Genomic DNA, 13,767 nt, shown 5'->3' with positions numbered 1-13,767 from the left:
GATGTCTGCCAGCCGCACGAAATTCTACCTCGACAAGCAGAACGCCAAATGGAGCGGCGTCTGCGCCGGGATCGCCGATTACAGCGGTGTGGACGTCCTCTGGGTCCGCGTTGGCGCGGTGCTGCTGACGCTGATGGGGGGCTTTCCCTGGACGCTGATCGCTTACTGGATGATTGCCTGGATGGGGACGCCCAAACCCTTCGCGCTCTATGGCTCGAGCGAAGAAGCGAAATTCTGGCAGGGGGTGCGCAGCAACCCGACCGCGTCGACCCGCGATATCAAGTCGCGCTTTCGCGACATCGACCGCCGCCTCGCCGACATCGAGCAATATTATACCAGCCACAACCGCCGCCTCGCCGACGAGATCGACGCGCTACGCTGAGCGAACGGGCTGGATGCAACAGGGAGAAGACAGATGAATTTCGGTGGTACCGGTTTCGTCCTCGCCATTATCGCATTGTCGATCGGCGGCTGGATGTTCACCACCTGGATCCGCGCCAAGCACGGCTATCCGGTTGAAAATGAATGGGGTGGCACGGTTCATCGAACCGACCCCGACGCTGATCGAAAAATCGCACTGCTGACCGATGACAATGCCAAGCTGGCAGGGCAGGTCAGCCGCCTGGAAGAGCGGATTTCGGTGCTCGAACGCATCGCCACCGAAAATCATGGTCAGGCGGCGCAGCTCGCCGACCAGATCGACCGCCTGCGCTGAGGGGAATAGTCCAATGAATCTCGATGTCCTGAATACCATCGCACCCGGCGCCGCCATCCTTGGCCTCGCCGCGATCGGGGGCTGGATCTTCACCACCTGGCTGCGCGTCAAGAACGGTTATCCGCTCGAAAACAGCTGGGGCAAGGCGGTCTATCCCAAGACCAGCGACGAGGCGATGGAACGCGTCAAGCTGATCAGCCAGGAAAATGCCCAGCTGCGCGCCGAACTGGGTTCGGTGAAGGATCGCCTCGCCGTCGTCGAACGCATCGTCACCGACGAAGGGCACCGGGTGGCGGCGGAGATCGAGGCGCTGCGGCGCCCGGCCAACTGAGGAGAGCGGTCATGGGCGACGCCATCTGGATCCTGATCCCCCTCGCTCCCTTCCTGCTTGGCGGTTTTGCCATCTGGTCGAAGCATCAGCAAAAGATGATCGAGAAACAGTCCGAAATGACCGCCGAAAAGGCCGCCCAATATGCCGCGGCGACCGAACGGCTGGAACAGCGGGTTCGGGTGCTCGAACGGATCGTTACCGACAAGGGAATTGACGTCGCCCACGAGATCGAAAAGCTGCGCGACGCTCCGCTGAACTGAAGCAACCGAATTGAAGCAACGATAAGAAAATACGGAAGGATCCCCCCATGAACCCGTTTGAAATGGTTATCGGCATCGTCCTGATCGTCACGATCGGCAGCGTCGTCCGCGCCAAATATGGCGTCCGCCGCGACCACAAGGGCAACGAGTTTTTCGCCGCTCCCGCCGACAATGGCGAGACCAAGGCGCTTCAGGCCGAAATCCGCGCGCTCAAGGACCGAATCCAGGTGCTCGAACGCATCGCCACCGACAACAACCGCGCCGTGACGCTCGATCAGGAAATCGAGAAGCTGCGCGACCGGTCGCTCTCCTGACGACCGCGACGAAGAAGGAGCCGCATCATGGCCACCATTACGTCTGATCTTGCATCCAACCTGATGGTCAGCGCCGTCGCCCTGACTGCCCTGACGATCATGAGCCTGGCCGCGCTGCGCGGCTGGCGCGACTGGATCCAGCTCAAGCGCGAAGAACTCGCCGCCGGGCATGTCACCGTCGCCCACGACGCGGCGGTCCCCCACGCCGGGTCGCGGATCGAGATCGCTGACCTCAAAGAACGGCTGCGCAAGCTGGAAGCGATCGCCGCGGGGGTGGATCTATAATGTCCGTCGCCCCCCGCGAAGGCGGGGGCCGCTGGCGAGATAGCGTGAGGCCGACAACGGCCCCCCCTTTCGCGGGGGCGACGAAAGGGAGGAAAGCTTCTCGCTCTTCCCACTCCCTCCCAAATCTGCCAGTGCCGCCCCATGCGCAGCCTGACCGACATCCACGACGAATATGACTTTCTCGACGGCGACGATCGTTATCGCCTGCTGATCGAGCTTGGCCGCGAGCTGGAGCCGATGCCCGACGCGCTCAAGACTGACGCGACGCTGGTGCGCGGATGCAGCGCCAGCGTCTGGGTCTATCCGGTGCCGCAGGCCGACGGCCGCCTGCATTTCCTTGCCGACAGCAACGCCGCGATCACCAAGGGCATCGTCGCGCTGGTCCTCGCCGCGGTACAGGACAAACCTGCGGTCGAGGTCGCGGACATGGACATCGCCGCCGCGCTCGCCCCCTTCGACCTCACGCGCCAGCTGTCGTCGAACCGCACCCAGGGCGTCCCCAACATGATCGCGCTCGTCCAGGACACCGCCCGTCGCATCGCCGCCGACTGACGGCCACCGCCGCCACCGCCGCGGCGCGCATTTCAACATGAGCATGAAAAAGGGCGCGGGAGTTGCCTCCCGCGCCCTGTTTTCTTGGCCGGTCGGTACGGCTTAGAAGCCGACCGTCAGCGTTGCGCTGATCGTGCGCGGCGCGCCGATTTGGGCGTTAGGTACCGAAGCCGGGTTGCCCGTGAATGCGTTCGGGCCCAGCACGCCACCCTGGTTCAGACCGGGGGTGTAGTTGCCAACGTACAGCGAGTCGAACAGGTTGTAGACGTTCAGCTGGAGGAAGGTCTTGTCGTTGAGACCCGCCCATTCCAGGCTGAGGCGCGCGTCCAAGTTGACGAGCCAGTAAGCGTTGGTCTTGTTCGGATACACTTCGACCGGAGCGGCCAGCGTGCCGCCATATACCGGCAGATTGGTATCGTAGATGAACCGGCCACCGGTGCGCTTGCCGGTGATACCCAGTTCGACGGGACCCAGCGTTCCGCGGACGGTACCGCCGAAGCTGTACTTGGGAGCGCCCGATTCGCGCTTGCCTGCGGTTGCCACGAAGATCGGCTGGCCGACGGCGGTACAACCGGCAATGTTGCCCGTGACCTGTGCCGCGGTGCATTCACCCGACTGGACGTTGTCCTTGATTTCAGACTTCATCCACGAACCGAACACATACAGCGCCAGTTCGGGGATCGGCTGATATGCGACGCTACCGTCGATGCCATATTTGTCGACGCGCCCAAGGTTGCGGTACAGGTTGCGATCGGTTTCCGGGTCGAACGCCGATGCCAGACGATCGTTGTACTTGGTGAACCAGCCCGAAATCTGCGCCTGCACCTTGCTGGTGCGATAGCGGAAACCGAGGTCGAAGTTGTCGCTCGTTTCGGGCGAGGGGCGTGCCGACGGGGTGTTCGGGGCAAAGAAGAACGCGTTGTACAGCGCGTCGGTACCCGGAACCTGCAGACCCTTCGAATAGTTGGCGAACACCGACATCTGGCTGTTCGGCTTGAACATCAGGCCGACGTTGGGAAGGATGTCGTCATACTTCAGCACGCGCTGCTGCGGCCCCTGGATCGTCGGGTTCAGCGTCGCATAGGTCGCGTTGCGCGGATCGGTCGCGCTGCCGAAACATTCCAGGAAGCCCGTGTCGCTCGATGTGAAGCAATTGTTGTTCAGGTCGCGCTTGAAGAACGGGGCGCGAATGCCGACCGTGGTGATGATGCGGCCGTCGGCCCACTCGCCACGATATTCACCCGAAACCTGGGTCAGGATCGCATAGGACAGGCGATCGCGCTTCTGCAGGATGACGCCGGTAGCGTCGGCCTGCGGATTGTCGGTGACGGGGAAGACGCTGAAGGGTTCGCCGTTGAACTGCAACAGGCCGACTTCGCCGGTCTGGCGGTGGCGCGCGCGATCATAGGTGAAACCGACGCGAACGGTGTGGAAATCATTGATGTCCCAGCGCAGGTTGGCGATCACGCCATAACGGTGGGTCTGCGTCTGGCTCGGAGCCAGCATCGATACGCGATCGAGAATGTCGCCGTCGCCGTTGAGGTCACGCCCGAAATAAGGCTGGCCACCCAAGTAACCCGTCGAGCAGTTAATCTGCGCCGTAATCGCGCCACCCACCGTGCCGCAGGTACCGGTACCGCCGGCCGGATTGATGTCGCGGAAGCCTTCGTTGGCGGTCACGGTGCCGCCGCCATTGGCCTTCACATACTGATAGCTGGGGTCAACGGTCAGGACGAGGCCTTCGGTCAGCGTGAACTTCGAAGCGCCGCGAATGTTGCCCGTGTTCGACGGGTTGTAGCGACGGTCAAACTCGGTCCCACAGCTCGACTGCGTGTCGGCGACGCCCGGGCGAATCGTGGCGGTGGTGGTGCAGGGCGCGGCAATGTCATATTCGCGCTCGTCCTTGTCGATCGGGAAGCGGTTGCCCGAACCCGAACCGACGACCCGGTTCGCGTCGAGGCGCAGCGGCACCGAACCGAAGAAGTTGTTGCGGTTGACGTTGTAATGGCCGGCGACCGAGATGAAATCGCCGTTGTCGCCGAGCGGCTGCCAGATGCGACCATTGAACTGCTTTTTGCGCAGGCGGCCATAGTTGTTGAACGGGTTGTTGTTCGACGCGGTCGAGGCCGACAGGAATGCGCGCGTACCCCAAGGCGTGAATTCGCCGGTGTTGACCAGGCCGAAGATGCGCATGAATTCATATTCGCCGGCCGAACCCGAAACCTTCACGCCAAATTCTTCGGTCGGGGTCAGGGTGCGATAGTTGACGGTCGAACCCGTCGCGGCGGCGGTCGGGCTGTCGACGTCGGTCGAACCGAGGTTGACGTTGACCTGCTCAATCAGCTCGGGGTCGAGCTGTTGGTTCGAATAAATGGCGTAGTTGCCCGAATCGTTCAGCGGCACACCGTCAAAGGTCAGGCTGATGCGGTCGGCGGAAAAGCCCCGGATCGTCAGCTGGCCGCCGGCCGAGCCATAGGCGTCGTTGTTGGTGAAGTTGACGCCAGGCAGCAGGTTGATGGTGTCGAGAATCGTCTGCCCCGGGTTCTGGCGTTCGATGACTTCCTGACCCAGAACGGCCTTCGCCTTCGAGGTGTCAGGTGACGAAATGCCAACAACATCGGTTGCCGAAACGCCCGTAACGACGATTTCCTCGTCGAAGTCGACCGAGCCGGTCGACTGGGCAAAGGTCGGCGTGGAAAGCAGCGCGACCGGGATCAGCGCGCAGCTGGCGGCAAGCGTGTGACGGAATTTCATGTCAGGATGTCCCCTTGGTGTGGTGTCGTTCGGCAGGCGCGCGAAATGGGGCGCGCAAGTCCTGCGAGCGCCCCTGAAGCCCGCATGTGGCACGATTGTGACAGCAATTGTGACAGTGCAAGCGGCGCGCGGCGAAAGCCGCGGCGAAAGATCGAAAAACCGCGAATTTCCGTTGCGATCCGCGATTTATCCACAGCCGCGATTGCGTTTTTCTCGGCAACTGTTGCTGCAATGCAACAATTTTTCGCGCGCGGGGCCGCCGAGTCGCCGAATTTTAGGGCAAACGGCGGACCCGCCGCGACTCAGGCCGCGTCGCCCGCCGCTTCCTTGGCCTTGTCGGCATAGACGCGCACCGGATCCTTGCGGCCCTCGACGACATCCTTGTCGACGACGATCTCGACCACGTCGGTCAGGTCGGGCAGGTCGAACATCGTGTCGAGCAGGATCGCCTCGACGATCGAGCGGAGGCCGCGTGCGCCGGTCTTGCGTTCGATCGCTTTCTTGGCGACCGCAATCAGCGCATCGTCGGTAAAGGTCAGCACGACCTCTTCCAGATCGAACAGCTTGCGATACTGTTTCACCAGCGCGTTCTTGGGTTCGCCCAAAATCTTGACCAGCGCGTCAATGTCGAGATCCTCGAGCGTCGCGATCACCGGCAGGCGCCCGACGAATTCGGGGATCAGGCCGAACTTCAGCAGATCCTCGGGCTCGATATTCTTCAGCACTTCGCCCATGCGGCGCTCGTCCGGACCCGCGACATGCGCGCCGAAGCCGATCGACTTGCCCTGCAGGCGGTCGCCGATAATCTTTTCCAGCCCGCTGAACGCCCCGCCGGCGATGAACAGGATGTTCGTCGTGTCGACCTGCAGGAATTCCTGCTGCGGATGCTTGCGCCCGCCCTGCGGCGGCACCGACGCGGTCGTGCCTTCCATCAGCTTGAGCAGCGCCTGCTGCACGCCTTCGCCCGACACGTCGCGGGTGATCGACGGATTTTCGGCCTTGCGGCTTATCTTGTCGATTTCGTCGATGTAAACGATGCCGCGCTGCGCCTTTTCGACATTATAGTCGCTGGCCTGCAGCAGCTTCAGGATGATATTCTCGACATCTTCGCCGACATAGCCGGCTTCGGTGAGCGTCGTCGCGTCGGCCATGGTGAAGGGAACATCGAGGAAGCGCGCGAGCGTCTGCGCCAGCAAGGTCTTGCCGCTGCCGGTCGGGCCGACGAGCAGGATGTTCGACTTGGCGAGTTCGACCTCGTCGCCGCGGCCCGAGTTGGCGAGGCGCTTGTAATGATTGTGGACCGCGACCGACAGCACGCGCTTGGCCTTGTTCTGGCCGATCACATAGGCGTCGAGATGCTGGCAGATTTCCAGCGGCGTCGGCACCGCGCCGTCCTTGCGCGCGGCAACCCCGCCCTTGATCTCCTCGCGGATGATGTCGTTGCACAGTTCGACGCATTCGTCGCAGATGAACACGGTGGGACCGGCAATCAGCTTGCGGACTTCATGCTGCGACTTGCCGCAGAAGGAGCAGTAGAGAGTGCTCTTGCTGTCCGAGCCGCTCAATTTCGTCATAATTCTTCCTCTGGCAGGCGCCGAAATGGCGGTGCCGTCCTTATCCTAGTCCGCGGTCACCCAATTACAATATGGCAATTGGGTGACATTGCGGCCCTGTCCCGCCTAGCGCCAAGGCGCAAAACGGGCGTCAACAAATGCGGTTAAGCCCTTGTCTTTGGCTACCACGCGGTACCGGCCCGCGCCTTCCCGGCTTTCCCCCGTGATCGTCAGCCGGGGTGCCCGGATGGCGAGCGGGGCATGTCCGCACCCGCGCCGAATCAGGGCGTCGGGCCTTCGCTCAGATCCTTTGCCGCGTCGCCTTCCAGCGCGCCGGGGCGGCGGTCATAGACATGATCGACCAGCCCGAATGCTTTTGCCTCTTCGGCTTCGAGGAAGGTGTCGCGGTCCATCGCCTTTTCGATCTCTTTCAGCGGCCGGCCGGTATATTTCACATACAAATCGTTCATCCGCTTGCGGATGCGCAGGATTTCCTTGGCCTGGATTTCAATGTCCGATGCCATGCCGCGCGCGCCGCCCGACGGCTGGTGGACCATCACCCGCGCGTTGGTCAGCGCGACGCGCATGCCGGGTTCGCCGGCGGCGAGCAGGAAGCTGCCCATCGATGCCGCCTGACCGATGCACACCGTGCCGACGCGCGGGCGGATGTATTGCATCGTGTCGTGGATCGCCATGCCCGCCGTGACGACGCCGCCCGGCGAGTTGATGTACATGTAGATGTCCTTCTTCGGATTTTCCGATTCGAGGAACAGCAGCTGCGCGGTGATCAGCGACGCCATATTATCCTCGACCTCGCCGGTGACGAAGATGATCCGTTCGCGCAGCAGGCGGGAAAAAATGTCAAAGCTGCGTTCGCCACGGCTCGTCTGTTCGACGACGACGGGGACAAGAGCGGCGAGCGGGTCGATCATGCGATTTTAGTCCTTGATTATCGGGCTGCCCGGCCGAGGACCGGCAGGCTATCCCTCCGGCGCCCTACATCGGCGGCAAGGCCGAGGGTTTCAAGAGGGCAAATCATGGCGGCGGTGATCGGCCATGGCGGCTTTGGGGTAGGGAGCGGACGTAGCCGATCCTCCCCGGAACGGGGAGGGGGACCAGCGAAGCTGGTGGAGGGGCACCATCGGTTTGCCTTGCCGCCGAAGTCGTACTCCAATGCTACGTTCCCCGAAAGGTAGGGGCTTCCAGCCGGGCGCAGCGTAAACCGCCTGTGCCCCTCCACCACCCTTCGGGTGGTCCCCCTCCCCCGGTGGGGGAGGATCGGCTGTGTCCGCTTCCGGTCGAAAGCCGCCGTAGCGCGACATGCCGTGCTCGCGCCTGTAGCACCGACGAAAAAGGGGCGGGAAAGTCCCGCCCCGATCGAATCGAAGATTTGGCGATTAGTCGCCGCTGCCCGGTTCGGGCGAGAAATGCGTTTCGAACTTGCCCTCGACGCCCTTGAACTCGTCGGCGTCGGCGGGGGTTTCCTTCTTCACCGTGATGTTCGGCCATTCGGCGCTGAACTTGGTGTTGACCTCCAGCCATTTCTCGAGGCCGCTTTCGGTGTCGGGCAGGATCGCTTCGGCGGGGCATTCGGGTTCGCAGACGCCGCAATCGATGCATTCATTGGGGTTGATGACGAGCATATTCTCGCCCTCATAGAAACAGTCGACGGGGCACACCTCGACACAGTCCATATATTTGCACCGGATACAGGCATCGGTGACGACATAGGTCATGGTTTCAGGCTCCCTCAGATGACGGCAGACGGGCCGTCAGGCTCTCTCTTGGCTCGCCTCTATGCCGCGCGGCGGCGGTGCGTCAACGCCTAGCGCACAGTTGCGAATCACTCTCACTCGATAGGGTCGGGCGCCGGATTTGGATGCACAGCTTTTCCATCGCCGCTGATAGCTGGGCTGGCGGCTGGCGGTCCCGCGTCGAGATTGCGATAACAGGCCCGCGCCTCGGCGGCGGGGCCGCGGCGGACGGGCAGGGCGAGCAGGCGCACCACCTCGATCCGCTCGCCGACCGGCAGCACCAGCGTCTGTCCGACATGCACCGCGCAGGACGGGCGGGTGACCCGCCGACCGTCCAGCCGGATATGTCCCGCCGCGACGATCGCCTGCGCCAGGCTGCGCGAACGGGCGAAACGCAGGAACCACAGCAGCTTGTCCAGCCGGATACTGCCCGCCGCGCTCATCCGTCCTTGCGGCTTTCGGCGAGCAAGGCGGCAAGGCCCGCGAACGGACTGTTCGGCGACGCGCCACGCCGCGCCGGGCGATCGGGACGCGGCGGGCGCGGTGGATCGGCGCGGGGCTTGTCGGTCCGCGGCTGTTCGGGCGCCCGGCGCTTGCCCTTGCCCTGCTGGACGGGCGGGCGCCGAACGTCGCTGTTCGCGGCCCCCTTGCGCGGCGCGTCGGCGCCCTTGCGCCGCTGTTTGCGGCGCGGCCGCTTGTCGGGCTTGCGCAGCCCCGACCAGCGCCAGCGTTGCAGCGCGGGTTCGCCGACGCTGCGAAAGCCGAAACTGCCGAGCAGCCCGCGCCGCGTTTCTTCGTCGAGCCCGAGCGAGGTGGCGAGCGCGGGGTCGATCACAAAGCCCGGGGGCGGCGCCGCGGCGACGCCTTCGGTTTCGTCGGCCGCGTCCTGATCGTCGTGGTGGTGGTCGTCGCTACCCGCGATCGGCGCGGTTGGCGGCGCCGATGCCTGCATCCGCGCGGCATGCGCCTGCCGCGCCAGCTTTTCGGCCATGTCGATCCGCAGCCAGCCGGTGGCGCAGCGGCGAAAGCCCGCGATCACCAGCCCGGCATGGCTGCCGGTCTTTTGCAGCACCGCGCCGTGCGGCGGCAGCGCGGGCACTGGCGATCCTTGTTGCGCGGCGATCAGCGCCGCGCGCCAGCGCACCGCCTCGGGCTTCAGCAGCGTCGGGTGAAAAATGTCGAGCGAACCGATCGTGAAGCCCAGCTTGCGCAGCTGCGGGCGTTCGTCGGCGGCAAGTGCGTTCAGCTGGTCCTCGACCGCGGCACGGCCGATCATGCCGCTGTTGTCGGTCAGCGCGGCGAGCAGCGCACGGACCCGCGGCGGGGTGAACAGATCGCCCGCCGCTTCGCCCATCGCGGCGAGCGGACCGGCATGGCGCGCCAGTTGCGCGGCGATGAAGCGGTGGAGCCGTTCGGTGATGGCCTGCACCTGGACGGGTTCCAACCGCCGCAGCGACGGATCGACCAGCACCGACGGCTGCACCAGCGTCGGCCCCTTGGCCAGCGTCGCCACCGGATGGCCGTGCCAGGCAAGCCGCGGCGGCGCGCCCGGTTCGGCGATCAGCGACAGCGCGCTGTCATCGCCCTCGGCCAGCGCCGAGGCGCGGCGCGCCAGTTCGGCGCGCAGATGCTTTTCGGCGGCAGCAAGCAGCATCCGGTGATCGCTGGCCTTCGCCACCGGATCGACCTTGAACTGAAAGCCCTTCAGCGTGCCGATCGCCTCGCCGTCGACCGCGACGGTGCCGTCGGGGCCGACCGCGACCGGCAGCGCGGCATTCCGTTGCCCGGCGTCGCGCAGCAGCAGCGCCAGCCGCCGGTCGACGAAGCGCTGCGCCAACGCCGCGTGCAACGCGTCGGACAAGCGCGATTCGAGCGCCTGCGTCTGTTCGGTCCACCCCGCGGCGCCCGCGATCCAGTCGCCGCGCTGCGCGATGAAGCACAAGGTGCGGACCGCGGCGATGCGGCTTGCGAGCTGGTCGATGTCGCCCTCGACATCGTTGAGCTTGGCCAGCCGCCGCGCGAACCAGTCGGGATCGATCATCCCGTCGCCGCTGGTGCGCCATTGCCATAGCTTGAACACCGTCCGGCTGTGGTGCTCGGCGCCCAATTGTTCAAAATCGGGCAGGCCGCAAATGTCCCACAGGCGCTGGACCGCATCGAAATCGCCGCCGCGCGCGCGCACCTCCATGTCGCCCGCCAGATGCTTGAGTACCGCAATGTCGACCGCTTCGGGGGCGGGGCGCAGCGCGGGCCCGGTCGGCGGCTGTGCGAGGTCGGCGAGCAGCTGGTCGAGCGAGCCGAAGCCGGGGGTTGGGTTGCGCCAGAACAGGCTTGGCAGCGGCGGGAAATGATGCCCCTCGACCGCCGCCACTTCTTCGGGGGTAAAGCCGCCCTGCGGCTGGCCGACGGTGCCAAAGCTGCCGTCCTGCTGGTGGCGTCCGGCGCGGCCCGCGATCTGCGCCATTTCGGCGATCGTCAGGCGGCGGAGGCGCCGCCCGTCGAATTTCTGCAAACTGGCGAACGCGACATGCTGGACGTCGAGGTTCAGCCCCATGCCGATCGCGTCGGTCGCGACGAGATAATCGACCTCGCCCGCCTCGAACATCGCGACCTGGGCATTGCGCGTCTTGGGGCTGAGCGCGCCCATCACCACCGCGGCGCCGCCCGAAAAGCGGCGCAGCATCTCGGCGATCGCATAGACTTCCTCGGCCGAGAAAGCGACGATCGCCGATCGTTTGGGCAGCCGCGACAGCTTCGACGTCCCCGCATAGCTCAATGTCGAAAAGCGCGGGCGAGTGATGATCTCGGCCTCGGGAACCAGGTTTTTCACGAGCCCGCGGATGCTCGCCGACCCCAGGATCATCGTCTCCTCGCGCCCGCGCGCGCGCAGCAGGCGGTCGGTGAAGACATGGCCGCGTTCGGGATCGGCGCCGAGCTGCGCCTCGTCGATGCCGACGAAGGCGACATCGCGTTCGATCGGCAGCGCCTCCATCGTGCCGAGCAGATAGCGCGCATCGGGCGGAATGATCCGTTCTTCGCCGGTGACCAGCGCGACTTGGCGCTCGCCTTTGATCGCGACAACCCGGTCGTACACCTCGCGCGCCAGCAAGCGGAGCGGAAAGCCGATCATGCCGCTCGAATGGGCGGTCAGGCGCTCGACCGCCAAATGGGTTTTGCCGGTGTTGGTGGGGCCAAGGACAGCCTTGACCGGCTGGGAAGAGGATGACGTCATTTTCTTGGGGACCAAGCTGGCATGGCGGCAGGCACGGCGCAACCGCCGATCGTCGAATGGCGGGCGGGCGACCGATTTTTCCGCGCCTGTTGCATAATATCCCACCCCCGCCACGACTGACCGCAACCCGCCGCTGCGCAACCGCCATTAAATTGACTTTAACGACCTTTCTTTACAGACAGGCGGCCGAATATCATTCGGCGGTCGGGTTATGGGAGGCCCGCCGAGCGGGGGTTGCAGTTTGTTCCAGCGTCACGAACCCATCGCGGGGATGTCCGGCAATGCCGCCGCCCTCACGATGTCGCAAGCGATCCCGCTGCGGCGCGCCGACGCCGATTCGGACGCGCTCGGCTGGCGCGACCGGCTGGCACAGCTCGATCTGGTTCCCGATCTTGGCGACAATATCGGTTCGGCCGAATGGTGGCGCGGGCTCGCGACATTAACCCTGTTGTGCGGCACCGCGATCGCTACCTTCCCCGGAATTCAGCCGCTTAGCATCGGTGGTGCTCCGGTGCTTGGCACGGCCGATTTCAACGAAGCGCGCGCGCAGATGATCGTGCCGCTGGCGCTCGGCGGCGACACCGGGCGCCATATGGCGGCGACCGATGCGGTGCGCCCACTGACCCAGACCCCCGAACGGCCGCAGATCGAACTCACCGCGACGCTTGGCAGCGGCGACAGTTTTGCGCGGGTTCTCGAACGCTCGGGCGTCGGCAGCGGCGAGGCGCAGGCGCTGGCGAATCAGGTATCGACCGCGGTGCCGCTCGCCGACATCGCACCGGGTACGCGCATCGACCTCATCCTCGGCCGCCGCGCCGCGCGCACGATGCCGCGCCCGGTCGATGCGCTGGCGATGCGCGCCCGCTTTGACCTGCGCATCGAAATGGAGCGCGAGGGCGACCGACTGGTGATGCGCCGCATCCCGATCGCGGTCGACACCACCCCGCTGCGCATCCGCGGCCGGGTTGGTGACAGCCTCTATCGCTCGGCGCGCGCCGCCGGGGCGCCGGCGACAGCGATCCAGTCCTATCTGCGCGTCATCGGGCGCCAGATTTCGGTCGGCAGCGACATTCGCGCCAGCGACGAGTTCGACATCATCGTCGATTACCGCCGCGCCGAAACCGGCGAGAGCGAAACCGGCAAGCTGCTCTATGCGGGCCTGATCCGCGGCGGCAAACCCAAGCTGTCGATGCTCGAATGGACGGTCGACGGCCGCACCCAATGGTATGAGGCGTCGGGGGTCGGCGAACAGCGCGGCGGCATGGCGCGCCCGACCAACGGCCGCATCACCTCGACCTTCGGCATGCGGCGCCATCCGATCCTCGGCTATAAACGCATGCACAGCGGCATCGATTTCGGCGGCGGTTATGGCGCGCCAATCTATGCGGTGACCGACGGCGTCGTAACGATCGCGGGCCGCCACGGCGGCTACGGCAATTTCGTCAAACTGAACCACGGCAACGGCCTCGGCACCGGCTATGGCCACATGAGCCGCATCGCAGTGCGCCCCGGCCAGCGCGTCAATCGCGGCCAGGTGATCGGCTATATCGGCTCGACCGGCTTGTCGACCGGCCCGCATCTCCATTACGAACTCTATCGCAACGGCCGCGCCGTGAACCCGTCGTCGGTAACCTTCGTCACCCGGGCTTTGCTCGAGGGCAAGGCGCTCGCCGACTTCCGCGCCCGCATCCGGTCGCTGACCGCCGTCGCCCCGGGCGCGGCGCTGACCCCGATCGCGGCGAAACAGGTGGAGGGGCCGAAGCTCGGCAGCCTCGCCGATGTCGCGTCGAAACGGGCCGAGGGTGGGATTTAGCCCATTTTCCTCCCCCTTGATGGGGGAGGCAGCGAAACTTGCCAGCTTGCTGGCTTAGTGTAGCGGTGGGGGTGGGCTCTCGGCCTGCGATAACGGTGCAAGGACGCACCATCACCCTCATCCAACTTCGTCTAGCCGCTTCGCGCCAAGGCTGCGTATCCTTCCCCCATCAAGGGGGAAGGGACCAAACCATCCCAATATCCA

General features: G+C 65.1%; 14 protein-coding genes. 8 read left to right on the top strand and 6 right to left on the bottom strand.

Translation table 11 applies throughout. The features are described 5' to 3' along the window. The first annotated feature begins 1 nt into the window (after position 1). The 7 genes from pspC to SPYCW_RS14100 all read left to right on the top strand — a co-directional run bounded on the left by pspC (position 2) and on the right by SPYCW_RS14100 (position 2,457). Positions 2-382: an envelope stress response membrane protein PspC gene (gene pspC, locus SPYCW_RS14130; RefSeq protein WP_120217314.1), complete on the top strand. Its 381-nt coding sequence runs from the start codon at positions 2-4 to the stop codon at positions 380-382. A 33-nt stretch (positions 383-415) separates the two neighbouring features. After that, positions 416-715, top strand: a complete 300-nt coding sequence (locus SPYCW_RS14125; RefSeq protein WP_120217313.1) for a hypothetical protein — start codon at positions 416-418, stop codon at positions 713-715. 13 nt (positions 716-728) lie between these two features. After that, positions 729-1,046, top strand: coding sequence for a hypothetical protein (locus tag SPYCW_RS14120; protein WP_120217312.1), 318 nt, complete (start codon positions 729-731; stop codon positions 1,044-1,046). 11 nt (positions 1,047-1,057) lie between these two features. Further along, positions 1,058-1,306 carry a hypothetical protein gene (locus SPYCW_RS14115; protein WP_120217311.1) on the top strand — a complete coding sequence of 83 codons (249 nt, stop codon included), beginning with the start codon at positions 1,058-1,060 and terminating at the stop codon, positions 1,304-1,306. Between the two features lie 47 nt (positions 1,307-1,353). Beyond that, positions 1,354-1,620, top strand: a complete 267-nt coding sequence (locus tag SPYCW_RS14110) for a hypothetical protein (protein ID WP_120217310.1) — start codon at positions 1,354-1,356, stop codon at positions 1,618-1,620. A 27-nt stretch (positions 1,621-1,647) separates the two neighbouring features. Continuing rightward, positions 1,648-1,905 carry a hypothetical protein gene (locus tag SPYCW_RS14105; RefSeq protein WP_443029445.1) on the top strand — a complete coding sequence of 86 codons (258 nt, stop codon included), beginning with the start codon at positions 1,648-1,650 and terminating at the stop codon, positions 1,903-1,905. Between the two features lie 141 nt (positions 1,906-2,046). Continuing rightward, complete coding sequence (locus tag SPYCW_RS14100) at positions 2,047-2,457, top strand: SufE family protein (RefSeq protein ID WP_120217308.1); 411 nt, start codon at positions 2,047-2,049, stop codon at positions 2,455-2,457. 102 nt (positions 2,458-2,559) lie between these two features. Here the strand turns inward: SPYCW_RS14100 and SPYCW_RS14095 are convergent, their stop codons facing one another. The 6 genes from SPYCW_RS14095 to SPYCW_RS14070 all read right to left on the bottom strand — a co-directional run bounded on the left by SPYCW_RS14095 (position 2,560) and on the right by SPYCW_RS14070 (position 11,750). Further along, a complete protein-coding gene (locus SPYCW_RS14095; RefSeq protein WP_120217307.1) occupies positions 2,560-5,211 on the bottom strand; it encodes a TonB-dependent receptor in 2,652 nt (883 codons plus the stop codon). Between the two features lie 302 nt (positions 5,212-5,513). Then, a complete protein-coding gene (gene clpX, locus SPYCW_RS14090; RefSeq protein WP_120217306.1) occupies positions 5,514-6,785 on the bottom strand; it encodes an ATP-dependent Clp protease ATP-binding subunit ClpX in 1,272 nt (423 codons plus the stop codon). A gap of 260 nt (positions 6,786-7,045) precedes the next feature. Beyond that, positions 7,046-7,696 carry an ATP-dependent Clp protease proteolytic subunit gene (locus SPYCW_RS14085; protein ID WP_120217305.1) on the bottom strand — a complete coding sequence of 217 codons (651 nt, stop codon included), beginning with the start codon at positions 7,694-7,696 and terminating at the stop codon, positions 7,046-7,048. Positions 7,697-8,161: 465 nt separating this feature from the next. Then, positions 8,162-8,500, bottom strand: a complete 339-nt coding sequence (gene fdxA / locus SPYCW_RS14080) for a ferredoxin FdxA (RefSeq protein ID WP_120217304.1) — start codon at positions 8,498-8,500, stop codon at positions 8,162-8,164. A 113-nt stretch (positions 8,501-8,613) separates the two neighbouring features. Further along, positions 8,614-8,961 carry an RNA-binding S4 domain-containing protein gene (locus SPYCW_RS14075; protein WP_120217303.1) on the bottom strand — a complete coding sequence of 116 codons (348 nt, stop codon included), beginning with the start codon at positions 8,959-8,961 and terminating at the stop codon, positions 8,614-8,616. Next, positions 8,958-11,750 carry a helicase-related protein gene (locus tag SPYCW_RS14070; RefSeq protein WP_120218323.1) on the bottom strand — a complete coding sequence of 931 codons (2,793 nt, stop codon included), beginning with the start codon at positions 11,748-11,750 and terminating at the stop codon, positions 8,958-8,960. Before SPYCW_RS14070 ends, SPYCW_RS14075 begins: the two co-directional genes overlap by 4 nt. Before the next feature lie 271 nt (positions 11,751-12,021). Here SPYCW_RS14070 and SPYCW_RS14065 point away from each other — a divergent pair, with 271 nt between their 5' ends. Further along, a complete protein-coding gene (locus tag SPYCW_RS14065; protein WP_120217302.1) occupies positions 12,022-13,563 on the top strand; it encodes a M23 family metallopeptidase in 1,542 nt (513 codons plus the stop codon). Positions 13,564-13,767 lie beyond the last annotated feature (204 nt).

The organism is Sphingopyxis sp. EG6, from assembly GCF_003609815.1.
Taxonomy (GTDB): Bacteria; Pseudomonadota; Alphaproteobacteria; order Sphingomonadales; family Sphingomonadaceae; genus Sphingopyxis.
This window is presented reverse-complemented; position numbering and strand designations above follow the sequence as displayed.

Bases quoted from the DNA above. Each gene is read 5' to 3' on its own strand.
- pspC (WP_120217314.1), top strand. From the start codon at position 2: ATGTCTGCCAGCCGCACGAAATTCTACCTCGACAAGCAGAACGCCAAA.
- fdxA (WP_120217304.1), bottom strand. From the start codon at position 8,500: ATGACCTATGTCGTCACCGATGCCTGTATCCGGTGCAAATATATGGAC.
- SPYCW_RS14105 (WP_443029445.1), top strand. From the start codon at position 1,648: ATGGCCACCATTACGTCTGATCTTGCATCCAACCTGATGGTCAGCGCC.
- SPYCW_RS14120 (WP_120217312.1), top strand. From the start codon at position 729: ATGAATCTCGATGTCCTGAATACCATCGCACCCGGCGCCGCCATCCTT.
- SPYCW_RS14100 (WP_120217308.1), top strand. From the start codon at position 2,047: ATGCGCAGCCTGACCGACATCCACGACGAATATGACTTTCTCGACGGC.
- SPYCW_RS14110 (WP_120217310.1), top strand. From the start codon at position 1,354: ATGAACCCGTTTGAAATGGTTATCGGCATCGTCCTGATCGTCACGATC.
- SPYCW_RS14075 (WP_120217303.1), bottom strand. From the start codon at position 8,961: ATGAGCGCGGCGGGCAGTATCCGGCTGGACAAGCTGCTGTGGTTCCTG.
- clpX (WP_120217306.1), bottom strand. From the start codon at position 6,785: ATGACGAAATTGAGCGGCTCGGACAGCAAGAGCACTCTCTACTGCTCC.
- SPYCW_RS14095 (WP_120217307.1), bottom strand. From the start codon at position 5,211: ATGAAATTCCGTCACACGCTTGCCGCCAGCTGCGCGCTGATCCCGGTC.
- SPYCW_RS14065 (WP_120217302.1), top strand. From the start codon at position 12,022: ATGTCCGGCAATGCCGCCGCCCTCACGATGTCGCAAGCGATCCCGCTG.
- SPYCW_RS14115 (WP_120217311.1), top strand. From the start codon at position 1,058: ATGGGCGACGCCATCTGGATCCTGATCCCCCTCGCTCCCTTCCTGCTT.
- SPYCW_RS14070 (WP_120218323.1), bottom strand. From the start codon at position 11,750: ATGACGTCATCCTCTTCCCAGCCGGTCAAGGCTGTCCTTGGCCCCACC.
- SPYCW_RS14125 (WP_120217313.1), top strand. From the start codon at position 416: ATGAATTTCGGTGGTACCGGTTTCGTCCTCGCCATTATCGCATTGTCG.
- SPYCW_RS14085 (WP_120217305.1), bottom strand. From the start codon at position 7,696: ATGATCGACCCGCTCGCCGCTCTTGTCCCCGTCGTCGTCGAACAGACG.